Genomic DNA, 18178 nt, shown 5'->3' with positions numbered 1-18178 from the left:
AAATGTAATTAGTATGAAAAGGTTTTTTCTTGTTGTTTTATTTGGGGTTTTAAGTTTTTCTTGTAAAAATGAAGCTAGTATTTCAGAAGTGTTTGTTAAGGATATTGCTGGGTTAGAAACTTCAATTGAGAATGCTAAACCTGGAGATGTTATTGTTATGGCAAATGGCGTTTGGAAAGATGTGCAAATTAAGTTTATAGCAGAAGGCGAGGAAGCAAGTCCAATTACTATTAAGGCAGAAACACCAGGTAAGGTATTTATTGAAGGCGTTTCTTACTTGAAATTTGGGGGTGATTATTTAGTTGTAGATGGACTTCATTTTCGCAACGGATATTCTCCAAGTAGTGTAGTTGTAGGTTTTAGAATAGATCAAGAAAATATTGCCAATCATTGTACCTTTACTAATAGTGTTATTGAAGATTTTAATAAAATGAATCGAGATGATTCAGATAGATGGGTTCAATTTTATGGAAGACATAACACCTTGTCAAACTGCTACGTTGCGGGTAAAACTAATAGAGGGCCAACAATTAGAGTTGATTTGGCAGGAAATGAACAAATTAATAACTATCACCAAATAGTTAATAATCACTTTGGTCCAAGACCACCAAAGGGCGGCCCAAGTGGAGAAACTATCCAGTTAGGTAATAGCTTTACCTCAATGGCGCCAAGTCATACTTTAATAGCCAATAATTTATTTGATGAATGTAATGGAGAGGTTGAGGTTATTTCTAGTAAAACCAATTTTAATGAATTTAGAAATAATGTGTTTTATAAGAGTGAAGGCTCTTTAGTAACAAGGCATGGTAACTATTGTACAATTGACGGTAATTATTTTATTGGCGATGGTGTAAATAAAAATATTGGAGGAATTAGAATTATTAATACAGGGCATTGGGTAACTAATAATTATTTCTATAACCTGAAGGGTGAAAGTTTTAGAAGTCCTTTAGCGGTTATGAATGGTATTCCTAAATCTCCTTTAAATCGTTATAACCAGGTTACGGATGTTGTGGTGGCCCATAATAATTATATTAACTGTAATTCTCCCTGGCAATTTGGAGTAGGGCAAAATTTAAATCAGAAAGAAGTGCTTCCGCCATCTGAGATTCGATCAGCAAGACCAGTAAGAACCATTGTGGCTAATAATGTTATTTATAATTCAGAGGGAGATGCCAATATTGTTGTAGAACATGATAAAGCTGATGGTGTAAAATTTAAAAATAATGTTGTTAATAATCAAGGAGTTAAGTTTAATGATTATGATGCTGGAATAACTGAAGTAAGTTTTGATTTAAAAGAAGTTTCTAAAAATATTTTAATAGCAACTTCAGAATTTGAAGTGGAGCCATTTGAAGGTTTTGAATTTGACAAAATATCAAAAGATATATTTGGTTATTCTAGAACTCAAAAAAATAATATTGGAGCTGTAGTAAATATTAACGCAGAAGACCCACTAATATTAGATAAGTCTAAATATGGCCCAAATTGGTATTCTGATGAAGTTGATGCTACAGAGCCAAAAACAATTGAAGTTTCTATAAGTGATGATCTACAATCTAAAATTGATGAAGCTAGCAACGGAGATATTATAGTTTTAGAAAACGGAAAACATCTCATAGAAGAATCCATTATAATTCAAAAAAACATAACCATTAAATCGTTAGATAAAACGAAAATGGTACTTTATTATTCTGGCGAAACTAATACACCTTTGTTTCAATTACAACCCAAAGGCTTCTTAAATATTGAAGGTGTGACTTTAAAGGGTTCCGGAACGCAACAGGCCTTCGCTTCATTAAAAGAAAATATGTATACACATTTTGGATTGACCGTTTCAAATTGTGAAATCAGCAATTTTGATTTTGCTTTGAAAGTATATAAGCAAACGTTTGCAGAAAAAATTATTTTTGAAAAAACATCTATTTCTAACTGTACAAATGGCTTAGAATTATCTGAGGAAACTAATGATAGAGGTGATTACAATACAGAATACCTCACTATTCAAAATTGCCAATTCAGTAATGTTAAAAAGAATGTTGTTGATTATTACCGAGGGGGTTATGACGAGTCAACTATTGGAGGGAATTTATTGTTAACCAATAGTTCATTTTCTAATTGCGGGGCTGAAGAAGAAAATGGCATACTTATAAATACTCGAGGTATTGTTAATGTTAATATTTCGAATAATAGTTTTTTAAATAACAGGGTAAAATTAGTTGCACTACTTTGGGGAGCCAAAAATAACGCTCATTCTAATAATACAATTTCTAACTCAGGGAAAATACTTGTAGAAGAGAATATAAAATTAAAGTTGATGTATTAATGTTCACAAGATTTGGTTTTTTACAGGAACCGCTCTATTTTTTAGTTATTATTTTGCTGAACTTATAAATATACCTATATTTGGTACACCAAACTGGTTAACCAATTAAAATCCGTAACTAAATGAGAAAATTTAAAGTAATTTTATTCAATTCTATCCTTGTTGTTTTTTTAGTGTTTTCCTGTAATGAAAAAGGATCAATTGGTTTAGTTAGTGATATTGAAGAATTTAATCAAGCTGTAACCAATGCACAACCAGGTGATGTTATAACGTTGGCTAAAGGTGTTTGGAATGATGCTGAACTTGTTTTTGAAGGGAATGGAACTGAAGAAAACCCAATTAAACTTACCGTTGAAGAGAAAGGACAAGTAACTCTAGAGGGACAATCAAATCTCCAAATTTCAGGAGAATATTTAGTAGTTGAAGGATTGGTTTTTAAAAATGGATATACTCCAACCAATGCAGTTATTTCTTTTAGAAAAAACAGAGAGGAAATGGCTAATAATTGTCGTTTAACAGAATGTGTTATTGATAATTATAACAACCCAGAGCGCCAGGTTCAAGACTATTGGGTTACCATTTACGGGAAAAATAATAGAATAGATCATAATCATATTGTTGGTAAAAAGAACCTTGGTGTAACTATGATTGTTGGGTTAGATACTAAAGACAGTCGTGAGAATAATCATAAAATAGACCATAATTATTTTGGACCCCGACCTACATATGGTAATAATGGAGGTGAAACCTTACGGATAGGAACAAGTCATCATTCATTAGAAAATTCTAATACATTGGTAGAGTCCAATTATTTTGATAGAACTAATGGTGAGCATGAAATTATATCAAACAAAGCTTGCCAAAATACATTTAAATACAACACATTTTTTGAATGTACGGGAACTTTGACAATGCGTCATGGTAACGAAACTATGGTTGACGGAAATGTTTTTATAGGAAATGGAAAGCCAAGTACCGGTGGTGTTCGTGTTATTAATGAAACACAAACAGTTATTAATAACTATCATGTAGGTTTAACTGGTTATAGGTTTAGGGGAGCATTTGTAATGATGAATGGTGTGCCAAATTCTCCACCGAATCGTTACGTTCCTGTAATAGATTCTAAAGTAAACAATAATGTTTTTGTGAATTGTGATCATATTCAGTTATGTGCAGGTAGCGATGAGGAAAGAAGTCAGGCACCAAGAACTTCAGAGATTTCAGGTAACATCTTTTATCATGAGAATAAAGAGAATTTATTTACTGTTTATGATGATATCAGTGGAGTTGCGTTTAAAGAAAATATTTTAGGTGAAAACTTAACAACAGAATTTAACAATGGATTTGAAAATGCCAACATTAAGTTAGAAGAAAATGAACAAGGTTTTTTAATCCCAAAATCTGATAAGATTAATAATGAGTTTTCTATTAGTTCAAATATAGCAACTAAGGAAAATACAGGAGTGTCTTGGTATTCTAAAGAAGATAGAGCAGTTGCCTTAAATTCTGGAAAAACTATTAAAGTAGATACTGGAATTAATACCTTATATAATATTGTAAAAACCTCCGAACCTGGAGATATTGTAGAGTTAGAAGAAGGTGGTGAGTATTTGATTACCAAAGCAGTAAAGATTAATCATCCATTAACATTTAAAACTGCTGGATCAAAAAAGGCAACTATTTTGTTTGAACGAATGATGGCTTTTGAAATTCAGGATGGAGGAAGTTTATCTTTAGAAAACATAACTTTTGATGGAACAAAATCACCTGATTACGCTGGGAACTCAGTGATTAGTACTAGTAAAAATTCAATGATAGAAAATTACAAGTTATTTATAGACAACTGCGAGTTTAAAGATATGGTTGTTAATCATTCTTTTGATGTGTTAAGAGTGTCTAAAGGTACATTTGCTGATACAATAAGTATTCAAAATTCAACATTCAAAAATATTTCAGGACATATAACAGCCCTTGATAAAGAAACTGATGATATTGGAGCTTATAACGTAGAGTATTTCATTATGAAGAACAATACTGTTACTGATTTACAAGGGGCTGCCTTAAGATTATATAGAGGTGGAAAAGATGAAAGTACTTTTGGACCATTCTTGGAGGTAAGCAATAATGTGTTTAATAAAGTTGGTTACGGTAAGAAGAATAAATATCAAGTAGCAATGTCTTTATATGGTGTTCAGGTGAATGATATTGAAAACAATATTTTTAATGAAACAAAAGGCTTGCAGATGCATTTAGTAGTAGGGGAGCCTATAGTAAATGTAGTGAATAATAATTTTTATAATTCAGATAAAATAAAAGTTACTGGAGACCAAAAGTATAACCTTCAAAATGTATGGAAAAAAAATCCTAAATTTAAAGAAGGTACATTTGAATTATCTCAAGACTCTCCTTTAAAAGGTAAAGGAACAAATGGAAAAGATTTAGGCATAATTTTAAAATAAATATAAATGAGATTATTCAAGTATATGAAATTTGGTTTATTGGTAATTTTAACGTTGTCAATTACATACTCATGTAAAGAAAACGAAACTTTAAGTAATAATATGTCTTCAAATTCAGGTCATCCAAGTTTAATTTTAACAAAACAAGGCGTTAGTGATATTCGGGCTAGCCTTGGGAGTATTCCTGTTTTTGATAAAACTCTTGAAGCTACTCAGAATGAAATAGATCAAGAAATATCTAAAGGTATTGATGTTCCTGTTCCAAAAGATTACTCTGGGGGGTATACTCATGAAACTCATAAGAAGAACTATATTTTAATGCAAAAAGCAGGTGCGTTATTTCAAATTCTAAATGATGAGAAATATGCCAATTATGTAAAGGATATGTTGTTTGAGTATGCCAGGTTATATCCTACTTTGCCTGTTCATCCTAAACCTAGATCTTATGCAAGGGGAAAATTGTTTTGGCAATGTTTAAATGATTCTAATTGGTTAGTATATACAAGTCAGGCCTATGATTGTATTTATGATTTTTTAACTGAAGAAGAACGAAGTACTCTCGAAAACGATTTGTTTAGACCCTTTGCTGATTTTATATCTAAAGGAAATCCTAGATTTTTTAATAGAGTACATAATCATAGTACATGGGGGAATGCAGCCGTAGGAATGATAGCGTTGGCAATGGATGATGATAGCTTATTACAAAGAGCTTTGTATGGTTATAAGGCTGCAAAAATAGACCCGAATTTAAAAGATAATGATGGAGGTTATATTAATAGAGATGGTAAAATGGGGTTCTTTGCTAACCTTGAAGAGCCGTTTTCACCAGATGGTTATTTTACAGAGGGGCCATATTATCAGCGTTATGCTTCGTATCCGTTTTTAATTTTTGCCCAAGCCTTACAGAATAAAAAGCCAGAATTAAAGGTGTTTCAATATAAAGATAGTGTGTTGTTAAAAAGTGTAACAGCTCTTATAAATTTGTCTAATAAGGATGGTGATTTCTTTTTGCTAAATGATGCACAAAAGGGAATGTCATACAAGAATGCGTCCTTAATTTCTGCTGTCGATATTGGGTATCATTTTGGAGGAAATAATGCAGAATTATTGAGTATTGCAAAAGAGCAAGAAGAGGTTGCCCTTGATGATGCGGGTTTAGCCGTAGCAAAAGGGTTAAAAGATGGAAAGGAAAAGCCTTTTTCAAAAAAATCAATTGAGCTATCTGATGGGGCTAAGGGTGATCAAGGAGCAGTTGGAATTTTAAGAAGTGGTGATTTAGAGTTAGTGTTTAAGTATACTGCTCATGGATTAAGTCATGGGCATTTTGATAAATTGTCATTCGCATTATTTGAAGATGGTGATGAGGTAGTGCAAGATTACGGAATGGGACGTTTTGTAAATGTAGAACAGAAAGGTGGAGGTAATTATTTAAAAGAAAATAAAACATGGGCTAAACAGAGTATCTCACACAATACTTTGGTGCAAAATGAAGCTTCTCAATTTAAAGGTAAATATAGTATAGGTAGTAAACACCATTCTAATAAATATATTTTCTGTGCAGAAGATGAAGATTTGCAGGTTGCCAGTGCTAAAGAAGAAAATGCCTATCCAGGTACAAAACTTCATAGAACTATGGTAACTATTAATGATGAAGAATATGAAAACCCCTATATTTTAGATATTTTGAGGGTATCATCAGAAGATTCGAATCAATATGATTTACCTTTTTACTTTTTAGGCCATATAATGCAAACCAATTTTGAATATACAAAATTAAATACGCCGGTAGTTTTAGGTGATTCTGATGGTTATCAACATTTATACAAAGAAGCAATAGCTCCAGTCAAAAATGGAAATATCAAGTTAAACTGGTTATTAAATAACAAGTTTTACACATATTCTGCTATTACATCTAATAATGATGAAGTTATTTTTGGTAGAATTGGAGCTAACGATCCTGATTTTAATTTAAGAAATGAACAAACTATAATTGTTAGAAAAAAGAAAACAAAAGATGCTTTGTATGTTTCGACAATTGAATCTCATGGAACTTATAGCCCAGTTTCAGAATTAGCCATTAATGCTTATAGTAATATTGAAAACATTGAAGTTGTCTATGATTCAAAAGACTATACTGCAGTTAATATTGTAACGAAAAACAATAAGTCAAAAGTCTTCATTATTTCAAATGAAAATAATAATAAAGAAGCAGTGCATAAAATAACAATAAGCAATAAAGAGTATACTTGGGAAGGTCCTTATATTTTAACAGAAAATAAATAAATTAAAAATTATGAAACGATTTAGTGAAAAGTATGTCATCACGAAAGACATGGAATGGGAAGAACTTGGAGGAGGAGTATCAAGAAAGTTCTTAGGTTATGATAACCAAATTATGATGGTAAGAGTGAAATTTGAAAAGGGAGCATTAGGTTCGCCACATCAACATTTTCACACGCAGGCAACTTTTTGTGCTTCGGGTAAATTTGAATTTGAAATTGATGGAGTAAAGCAAATTGTAGAGGCTGGAGACGGGGTGTATATTGAGCCTAATTTATTACATAGTGCTGTGTGCTTGGAAGCAGGAGAGCTAATTGACACTTTTAGCCCAGTAAGAGAAGATTTCTTAAGTGGTGATGGTGTGTCTTATTTTGGAGATAAAGAATAGTCTGTATTTTTTATAGTTTAATTACGTATATGTTTTATTTTAATAATTCATCAAATCAGTAATTAATTTAATTTGGTGTTCCATAGTTTAAAGGTTTTTCATTTAAATTATGGAACATTTTTTTATTATGCAAAACCGTGAAAATAGCATGCATAAAATAACTACATTTATTATATCCTCAAAAATGATCCTCTTTTTTTAGAATTTACCAATTTAACGAGTTAATTTATTTGCTTTAACAAAAAAATAACATATATTTGGAAAACCAAACTGGTAAACCAATATGTAAAACCATTTTGGAAATATAATTAATAACTAAACTAAACGTATAACTTATTGAAAAAAACTACTCTTTCTATGAATTAAAACAATGAAAAGGTATGGTTAATGTAACCTTCTTTTTTTGACTATTTACAAGGGTTTTACCTTTTCTGGTCTTCATATGTTATTAATTTTTTAGCCTAAACATGTTTAAATTATTTTTACGGATTAACAATTGTTCATTTGTTACGTGATTTTGTGCAAGATTAATTTACTTAAGCAAGAACTTTAACAGTTAAATTCAAAAATAAAATTTGTTTTAACAAAAAATTAATATATATTTGGTCCACCAATTTGGTAGACCAGTTTGGTAGACCAAAAAATAACTGAACTAATTGTATAACTCTTCAAAAAAAACTAAATCCTTTATGACAAAAATGTAAAAAGGGAAATTGAACGAAAAGCCCTTTTTAAAACTTTTACTCCTTGTCGTCGGTGTGGAGTAAAATTAAAACTCACTTATATTATTTGATAAACAATTATTTTCAATACTAAATTATGTTGAAGATTTTGTTTTTTGCTTAGTATTAAGTGTTGGTTGATTAGCCGATTAATTAGTGATAATTAGACTTAACAATTTTAACTAAAAAGACAAATTATGAATTTAAAAATTAAACTAACTCTTATTGCAGCATTGCTTTTTAATGTTGTGTTATTTGCACAGGGTGGAATTACTGTTAAAGGTACAGTTGTGTCTGGTACTGATAATGTTCCTATTCCTGGTGTAAATGTTATAGTAGTAAATACTACTAAAGGAACAACTACAGATTTTGATGGTGCTTATCAAATTGAAGTAGATAAAGGAGATGTTCTTCAATTCTCTTATATTGGATTTGTTGCTCAAAACATAACAGTTGGAGATGAAACTACAATTGATGTATCTTTAGCTGAAGACTTAGCGCAACTTGATGAAGTTGTTGTTGTAGGTTATGGTACTCGTAAAAAATCTCACTTAACAGGTGCTGTTGCTAAAATTGGTGGTGATGATGTAGCTGCTGTTCAGGTAGCACGTGTGGATGACGCCTTAGCTGGTAAGTTACCGGGGGTTTTAATCCAAAATCAAAGTGGTGAGCCAGGTGCAGCTCCAAGAATTCAAATTAGAGCTGCTTCGTCTATCTCAGGAGACGCAGGGCCGCTAATTGTTGTTGATGGTTTTCCAATTTCTGGAAACTTAGCTACTGTTAATCCAAATGATATTCAAAGTATGGAAGTGTTGAAGGATGCTGCTTCTGCTGCTATTTATGGTTCATTAGGTGCAAATGGTGTTATTTTGGTAACTACTAAAAAAGGTAGATCTGGTGAAACTAAATTTAGTTTTAACTCATATGTAAGTGTTTCTAGTAGATATACTGATAATATTTTAATGTCTGGTCCAGAATGGGCGGCACATGCGAGAAGTGAAATTGCTGCAGGAAACTGGGGGAGCACTGTTCTTAATAATGATGCAGCTTTTTTAGAGTATAGATTATCTGCTTATGAGAATTCTCCTGGAGCTATTAGTCCAGAAGATTGGTTATTTAGAAATGGTAGTACTCAAAACTATGATTTTAGTATGAGTGGTGGTTCAGATAATTCAAATTTCTTCGCATCTGTTGGTTATCAGAATACTGATGGTATCGCAATTACTCAAGGTTTTGAAAGAATTAATGCTCGTTTAAATGTTGATACTAAATTAGGTGATAAATTTAAAGCTGGATTAAGTTTTAATGGATTTGCATCAAGACAAGATGTTGTTGCTCACGATATGAGGGATTTATTAAGAGCTTATGGTGTTCACCCTGTTTATCATACTGCTGAATCTATAGCATTTGTTCAGGCTTTAGATGCTGAAGCACAAGCCTTAGGATTAACTGGATTTGATGCTGGTTATAGAGGTGGTGTTGGTCCAACAAGTATTTTTGAATTAGAGCCTGGAGATAGAGCGGATGATTGGCATTATGGTAGAGCTAATAATGGTATTGGTGGTTCAGGAGATGCAGGACCTGCTCAAAAATTAGATAATGCAGATCAATGGGTGAGAACTTATTTTGGAAATATTAGTGGTTACTTAGAATATGCAATTACTGATGGACTAACGGCTAAAACTATTCTTGCAGGAGATTTTAATAATACACAAAATTATTATTGGCAAGGTTTAGCATCTGATTCACGTGCGCGTACGAATCAAACAGATTTAGATCAAACAGATTTGTCAAGAAGTTCTGTATTAAGTACAACTACTTTAGGTTATAATAAACTTTTAAACGAAAAACATGATATATCTGCTGTTGTAGGTATGGAATTTCAAACAAGATACTTTAGAGGAACATCTTTAAATGGTACAAACGTGCCTTATGGATTACCAGCTAACTTTTCAAGTTTAGATCCTGCTGATGTTGTAAAATCAGAAAGAAAAGAGATTCAAACAAGACAGAGTGTTTTTGGTAGAGTACAATACGCGTATGATGATCGTTATATGGCCTCTTTGTCTGTAAGACGTGATGGTGATTCTCGTTTTGGTGCTAATAGAAGATACGAAACTTTTCCAGCTTTTTCTTTAGGATGGAATATTCACAATGAATCTTTCTGGAATTCTGAAGCGGTAAGCTTATTTAAGCTTAGGTTTAGTAATGGTTCTTTAGGAACATCTTCTTTCTTAGGTTCTTATCAATCATTGAGTACTTTAAATCCATATACCACTGGATTTGGACTAGGGTTTTTAATTCCTAGTGATGTAGAGAATGCAGATTTAACTTGGCAATCTAATGAAGAAACTAACTACGGTATTGATCTTGGATTTGCAAATAACAGATTTAGATTAAGTGTTGATTATTATACTTCTGATGTTGGAAATATGTTAATTAACCAAAGTGTTACTGAGATTGTTGGTACTCCACAAATCGTTTTAAATGTTGGTGATACTAGAAGTTCTGGTTTAGAATTTGAACTTTCTGCTGGTGTTGTAAGAAGTGAAGACTTTACTTGGGATTTAAGTGGTAACTTATCTACAGTTGAAACTGAGATTACAAAGATTGGTGGTTTAGAAGCTTTACCAAATGTAGTATATGGACAAAGTGGTAGAGGTCCTCAATTTAGAAACTATGTTGGTGGAGAGATTGGAGAAATGTGGGGCTTAGAAACTATTGGTGATGTTGAAATGGAGTATTTAGCTGATGGTACTAGACATCCTAACAATGCAACTGGAGAATCTTATGTTGTAGATCAAAATGGAGATGGAACTATTGACAGTGATGATTATGTGAAAATTGGTCAAAACACACCAGATTTTTATTGGGGATTAAATAGTTCAATGAACTATAAAGACTTTGATTTTTCTTTCCAATTCCAAGGATCGCATGGTGCTGATGTATATAATATTGACCCGCTTTACTATGAGTCTCAATGGGGTGGTAGATTAGATTATGCTAGTTTAGATGCTAATAGTGATGGTATAGCTGATCACAATGGAGAGTTTTATGAAAGAAATAGAAACCAAACAGATGCGGTAATGCAAGATGCGTCTTACATTGCTTTAAGAAACTTGACTATTGGTTATACTATTAATCCAGAGGCTTTAAGTAAAGTTGGAATAAGTTCTGCAAGAATTTATGCTGCTGCTACTAACTTATTGTATATCATGGGCGACGATTATACGTCTTATAACCCTGAAGGTGTAGAAACTACTAATACTGGATACCAAGGACCAACAACTTATGGTGTTCAGGTAGGAGCTAGCCCAATTGTAAGAAGTTTTACTGTAGGTTTAAATGTTAATTTTTAATTAAAGAAAAATGAAAAGAATATATATATATTTATTCGCGGCATTGCTTACAATGTCAGCTTGTGAAACTGATTTAGAGCAGTTTCCTATTAATCAAGTAAGTTCAAGTTCTTTAGATGATTATGAAGGCGTGCTTAATGCGGCATATTATTATCAGCTTGGTGCTGTAACAACACAAGCTGTAATGGGTGATTTCAGATCAGATAATGCTTTTATGTTCGAGCCACCTTATACAGAGTTTGATATTTTTTCCGGTACGAATTTAAAATCTCAAGAAGATCAATTCTTTAGACCTTTTTATTCACAATTATACAAATGTATTTTAAGTGCTAATATTGTAATTGAAAACTCTACAAGTGCTACGGAAGTAGGTGAGGCACAGTTTTTAAGAGCATTATCTTATTATAAGTTAATTTTGGCTTTTGGAGATGTTTCAGTTAATTTATCTGCATCACCAAGCTCATCAGATACGGAAATTCAGGTGAGACAACCTAAAGCCAATGTATATACTAATGTTGTAATTCCAGATTTACAAGCTGCAATGGCTGCTTTAAGCAGTACTATTTCAGAGGGTAGAGCATCTAAATTTGCTGCACAAGCATTATTAGGTAAGGTTTATGCTGCTATGGGAGATTATGGAAATGCTGAAACACATTTATCTGCAGTTGCAGGTGCATCTCAATTTGGATTAGAGGGCTCATATACAGATGTTTTCGATACTTCAAATGAGTTAAATTCAGAAGTTATTTTTGCTGTACAAAGATCTGGATCTATTGTAGATGAGTATACTTATGCAACAGAATTCCCAGGCTGGTTTGGTGGTAATGATTCTAAATCAGATTACCCTGTAACTGAAGAATTTTATAATGCGTTTGATGCTAGTGATGCTAGAAGAAATTTAATTGATGTATTTTCTGCTAGTCCTTTTCAAGCAACTTCAACTAAGTATAGTTTAACTAATGCACCGGAGTATGATTGGATTGATATTCGTTTAGCAGATGTTATTTTACTATTAGCTGAAGCTAGAAATGAGAATGGTGGTTCGGCAGAATCAGTTTTAGATTTGTTAGATGGTATTAGAAGTAGAGTAGGATTAGCTCCTCTAGATCATACAGTTATTAGTTCGCAGTCTGCTGTTAGAAAAGCTATCTTAGATGAAAGAAGATTTGAATTAGCTTTTGAAGGTCAACGTTGGTTTGATTTAGTAAGAACGGGGTCAGTTGATTCTGAGATGGGACAATCTATTAATAGTAATTATTATGTTTTCCCTATTCCAATTTCGGAAATAAATGCTACTAATGGAGTAATTACGCAAAATGCTGGTTACTAAAATTTAAGGCAAATTAGTTTATTTTTTAAACCCTGTGTTTTATAAAACACAGGGTTTTTTGTATTTAATATTTATATAAGTTTTAAAATTCTCCTAGAAATAATGTTAAAGTTTAATTTTAGTTGTTTTTAACAAAAAATTAGTATATATTCGAAGAACCAAAATTGGTTAACCAAACTGGTTGGTCAATTTGGTCCGCTTGAATAACTAAACTAATTGTATAACACTTCAAAAAAAATATTCTTTATGAAAAAATAAAGGGTAGTATGAGTTTCACTATCTTTTTAAATCTTTACTTCTTGTCTTCGGTGGAGGTTAATAGATGAATTACTTATTACTGATAAATAAATAAATTCCTTAATAATTAATAAAAATATTTGGGCACTCTATTTATTAGTAAATAACCGAATAATTAGTGAAAAAGCTAACAATTTTAACTAAAAAGCAAATGAATTTTAAAATTAAATTAACTCTGATTGCAGTATTGTTTTTTAATGCTGTAATGATTGCACAGGGTGGAATTACTGTCAAGGGTACTGTTGTATCTGGTACTGATAATGTTCCTATTCCTGGTGTAAATGTAATTGTATTAAATACCACAAAAGGTACAACTACAGATTTTGATGGTGGTTACCAAATTGAGGTTGAAAAAGGAGATGTTATCCAGTATTCTTATGTTGGATTTGTTTCTCAATCAATTATTGTTGGAGATCAAACAACTGTGGATGTGTCTCTAGCTGAAGATTTAGCTCAACTTGATGAAATAGTAGTTGTGGCTTATGGTGATCAAAAACAGAAAAACGTTACTAGTGCTTTAACTAAGGTATCTGCTAAGGATATTCAAGATGTTGCAGTTTCTCGTGTAGAAGATGCCCTTAGAGGTAAAGTTGCGGGTTTAAGAATTCAAACTGTTGCATCAGAGGCAGGTGGAGATCCTAAAATAACCTTAAGAGGTCCGGGTTCAATTACCGGTTCATCAGCACCATTAATTGTTGTTGATGGCGTAGTGTTAGGTAATGATGCAGATATCTTGGCTTCAATCGATAATAATAATATTGAGTCTATAAGTGTTTTAAAGGATGCGTCATCTGTTGCAATTTATGGTTCTCGTGGAGCTAATGGTGTAATCTTAGTTACTCTTAAAAAGGGTGTGATGGGAAAAACAAGGTTCTCATATAATACATTTACAGGGTATAAATTTGCAAACAATAATGATAATTTTAATACTTCAATAGCACAGGAAAGAGCTAGGTTAGATGGGTTGCAAAGTCAAGTAGATGCTATTTCAATTGATAGTCCTAATTATGATAGAATTGTTGGGTTTGATGGAAGAGGAGATTATAATGTGGCTTATGCAGAACTTGAGGCTATGGATTTTATTGCATCCTTGGGTGATGGTTGGAAAAATTTGCAAGATGAGATTTTTATTGGAGGGCTTGTAAAAAGTCACTCTTTAGCAGCTAGAGGAGGTACTGAATTAACAAGTTATTCGGCGTCTTTAGGCTATCTTGAAGATGAGGGAATTGCTTTGGTTGATAATTTTAAAAAGTATAATGCTAGGATAAAAGTTGATAGTAAATCAAAAAACCAAAAGATTAAGTACGGTGTGAATTTACGTGTTAATTATAATGATCAAGATAGGTTGCCAGCTAGGTTTACGGACCCAATAAGACAATATGGTCATATTCCATTATATTTAAATGAAGATCATTTAGATTATGTAACTCCATTTTCTACTGATATAGGTACAAGTACTGATGCGGGTAAATTATTTGAAAATTTAGGTGAAGGAAGTTATGGCTTTTCAAGGGCATTTGATCATACTTTTACAGTTGACCCTAACAATCCAAGAGATATACTAAGAGATCCAAGTACAGGTTTGCCAATAGCTAGTGGTTTAACTTCTGGAGGTTTAACATTATCTACTACAAAAAATGTTCATCCTTTAGTTCACTACTTAGAAAGATCTAGAACAAAGAAGAAATTAAGTTTAAATGCGTCATCTTACATAGATATTAAATTAGCAAAGGGGCTTAATTTTAGACAAACTATTTCTGGGGTATTTAGACACAACAAAACTAATGAAGCTGACTTTTTATATGGTCAGGAGAATAGAGATCAAGAGTCTTATCGTTTAGAAAGAAGAGATGAATTAAATCAATATGCTTTTGAATCGATATTAAAATATAATACCAATTTAGGTAAACATAATTTTAATTCTATTTTAGGTTTTGAGTTTACACAGAGAGATTTTTATAGACAAGAGTCTGAAGCTGTAGGGTACACAGATGATTTTAATAATAACATTGCTCTTGCAGATGGTGGTACCACTTATACCGATAACGGAACAGATAAATTGGTTTCATATTTTGGTAGGTTAGATTATAATTATGATGAAAAGTATTTATTACAGTTATCAGCTCGTACTGATGGAAGTACTAGATTTGGAGCAAATACCAGATATGGTTTCTTTCCATCCGCTTCTGTTGGTTGGATTGTTTCAAGTGAAAATTTCTTATCATCAAGTGATGTTGTTACTTTCTTAAAACTAAGAGCAAGTTATGGTGTGTCTGGTTCTAATGAAATTTCTAATAATATTTTTGAGTCTCTCTATAGATTCGAAGAAACTTTTGGTACCATAGGTTATAATGGTGAAACAGGAGTTAAAGGTTTAACTTTGGCTAACCAAGATTTGGGTTGGGAAAGGGTAGTAGAATTTAACCCAGGAATGGATATTACATTTGGTAGAAACCTTTTTACCTTAGGAGTAGATTACTATATAAAAACTACAGACGATTTAATTTTATTTGCACCTATTGCTGCTTCGTACGGGGCTGACAATTGGCTTCAGAATATAGGTGAAGTTAAAAATGAAGGTGTAGAATTAGATTTGAGTTCAAGACTTGTAACTGGTGAAAACTTTAGCTGGCTTGTATCTGGTAATTTTGCATTAAACAGAAATGAAGTTGTTAGTTTAGGTAGTAATGAGCAAATTATTTCACGAATTGATCAAGATACAAGACCTACTGAATTTATTGCTAGAGTAGGACAACCAATAACATCTTTTTACGGATGGGTATATGATAGAGAAATTCCTCTAGAATGGGTAGATAATCCATTTAATAGGTTTAATAATGATTATGCTGATGTATACGTGAAAGACTTAAATAATGATGGGATTATTGATGATGAAGATAGAACGGAATTAGGAAGTCCATATCCAGATTTTACTTGGGGTTTTAATTCTGATTTCAAATTTAATGATTTTGATTTTTCATTCCAGTGGCAAGGATCTCATGGAGCTGAAGTTAGGGTTGCAGATTTAGATCAGTTATATTATGCCAGTGAATCGGCAGTAAATGAGGTTGCTAGTTTTCCTGACAGAGACTTAACGGTTCATAGAAGGTTTACAGATGATCATATTCAAGATGCTTCTTTTGTAACATTAAGAAATATAACTTTAGGTTATACCCTTCCTGAATCTTTTACATCAAAGCATAATATTGATAGATTAAGATTTTATATAACCGGTGAAAATTTACTTTTCTTTACAGCAGATGGTTATGAAGGCTTCAACCCAGAGGCTGCTGGTCAAACATCAAACAATGCTAATACCCCATTAACGGCAGGTTACCAAAGAGGAGACGGTCCGGTAGTTCGAACAATTTCAGCAGGGATTAACCTTCAATTTTAATTAGTTATGAAAAAAATATATAAAAATATAATAGTTTGTTTTTCTTTTATGGCTTTGTTTGTAAGTTGTGAAGAAGAGCTAGATCTAAGTAATCCTACAGCACTGTCTATAGAAGAGTTACTACAAACAAACAATGGGTTTGAATTATTGGCTAATGGTGTTTTAGATGCTTACCAGAAAATTCCAGCAAATGAGTTTTTGTTAACAGAGTTAAGATCTGATAATGTTAGAGCAAATTCAGAGAATGGAAATTTTCCTGCTATAAATGCTTATAATGTAGATCCGAATAACGGAGATGTTGCTACTTACTATTCTAATAATATGCATACAATTAAGCATGCTAATACAATTATAGATAATAGGTTTTTAGCTCCAGAAAGTCATCAATATACTGTTGGAGAAGCTTATTTTATGAGAGCGTTATGCCATTTTAATTTGGTGAGAGCATATCAAAACGTTCCTTATATCGATAAAGTTTTGGATATTACAACTGATGATGCTTTAGATTATCCACAGTTAGCTGAAGCTACTGTTTATGAGAAAATTATTGATGATTTTAAAACATCAATAGCATATTTAAATGGCGTTGAACAAAATAGATACCGTCCGACTGAAGGAGCTGCAATATGTTTAGCTGCCAAGGCTTATTTAAGTCAACCTAATCCAAATTATGCTGAAGCAGAACTTTTATTGGCGTCGGTTGTTGAAAATAACTCTTCTTATGATTATAATTTAATTTTTACAGAAAGAGACAATGCAGAACAGTTTGAGTTTAATGCGAACCCACTTAATCCTACTGAAGATTTATTGACAGATCAGGAGTATTATGCAAACTTGGTTATAGATTTCGGTCACGTTTTTGGAAATGATATTTCTGATGGGTACTCTGACGGCGTGCTAGATGGTTCTTGGTCAAATAGTTCAGCACTAGAAATTAATGATGAAGTGATTTTTTCAATTGCATATGATTTAGTTAGTAGTGATAATTATGTTACTAGTGATAGTGGTTTAGATGATCAAGTAGAAACTGATTCAGAGTCACATAGTTTTGCAATGACTTTACAGGGGCCTTCAAATGGTGTGAATTTGGCATCTCTTGATTTCTTACAATTTATGACACCGGAATTACAACCGGTACGTTTTTATGCTTCTTTAAACCCAATTGAGTATGGTTCTTTTCTTTCGGATAATACAGTAGATGTATTTAATACAAAATTCCCTACAGATGGAGAAATAGGAGATAATGATTGGATTGTTTTGAGATATGCTGATGTATTGCTTTTATATGCCGAGGCTATTTTGGCAGGGGCAGATAGTACAACGGATACAAGAGCTGTGGGTGCTTTTAACCAAGTAAGAGCTAGAGCTGGATTAGAGGAAATAGCTAATTTAACTAGAGCAGAGTTGTTAGAAGAGAGAAGGTTAGAGTTTGTATATGAAAATCAACGTTTGTATGATTTAATTAGGTTTGGAGAGGCTGATAATGTGTTGTCAGAATTCTCAAATCAGAATGATTTGTTTTATACTCCAGAGAAGAAATACCTTCCTTTTCCTCAAAGAGAGATTGACAACTTACCTAATTTTTACCAACAAAATAACGGATACTAAAAAAATCGCATA

The 18178-nt window shown here is 32.2% G+C and carries 8 protein-coding genes; all 8 read left to right on the top strand.

The window, feature by feature from the left end; all coding sequences use genetic code 11:
• Nucleotides 1-13 precede the first annotated feature (13 nt).
• The 8 genes from N1F78_RS02785 to N1F78_RS02750 all read left to right on the top strand — a co-directional run bounded on the left by N1F78_RS02785 (nt 14) and on the right by N1F78_RS02750 (nt 18166).
• The gene (locus N1F78_RS02785; protein WP_406684671.1) at nt 14-2326 is read left to right on the top strand and encodes a chondroitinase-B domain-containing protein; all 2313 of its coding nucleotides are present in this window, start codon (nt 14-16) and stop codon (nt 2324-2326) included.
• 122 nt (nt 2327-2448) lie between these two features.
• Entirely contained in the window at nt 2449-4785 is a 2337-nt protein-coding gene (locus N1F78_RS02780; RefSeq protein ID WP_406684670.1) for a chondroitinase-B domain-containing protein, read from the top strand.
• 6 nt (nt 4786-4791) lie between these two features.
• Nucleotides 4792-7068, top strand: coding sequence for an alginate lyase family protein (locus N1F78_RS02775; RefSeq protein ID WP_406684669.1), 2277 nt, complete (start codon nt 4792-4794; stop codon nt 7066-7068).
• Nucleotides 7069-7078: 10 nt separating this feature from the next.
• A complete protein-coding gene (locus N1F78_RS02770; RefSeq protein ID WP_406684668.1) occupies nt 7079-7453 on the top strand; it encodes a cupin domain-containing protein in 375 nt (124 codons plus the stop codon).
• Nucleotides 7454-8372: 919 nt separating this feature from the next.
• Nucleotides 8373-11534, top strand: coding sequence for a SusC/RagA family TonB-linked outer membrane protein (locus N1F78_RS02765; RefSeq protein ID WP_406684667.1), 3162 nt, complete (start codon nt 8373-8375; stop codon nt 11532-11534).
• A gap of 10 nt (nt 11535-11544) precedes the next feature.
• On the top strand, nt 11545-12864 hold the full coding sequence (locus N1F78_RS02760) for a RagB/SusD family nutrient uptake outer membrane protein (protein WP_406684666.1): 1320 nt from the start codon (nt 11545-11547) through the stop codon (nt 12862-12864).
• Between the two features lie 448 nt (nt 12865-13312).
• Nucleotides 13313-16558 (top strand): SusC/RagA family TonB-linked outer membrane protein, encoded by a 3246-nt coding sequence (locus N1F78_RS02755; protein WP_406684665.1) that lies wholly within the window; start codon nt 13313-13315, stop codon nt 16556-16558.
• 6 nt (nt 16559-16564) lie between these two features.
• The gene (locus tag N1F78_RS02750) at nt 16565-18166 is read left to right on the top strand and encodes a RagB/SusD family nutrient uptake outer membrane protein (protein WP_406684664.1); all 1602 of its coding nucleotides are present in this window, start codon (nt 16565-16567) and stop codon (nt 18164-18166) included.
• Nucleotides 18167-18178: the final 12 nt, after the last annotated feature.

Source organism: Seonamhaeicola sp. MEBiC01930, from assembly GCF_045277075.1.
GTDB lineage: Bacteria > Bacteroidota > Bacteroidia > Flavobacteriales > Flavobacteriaceae > Seonamhaeicola.
Note: the sequence above shows the minus strand (reverse complement) of the source record. Positions and strands in the feature narration are given on the sequence as shown.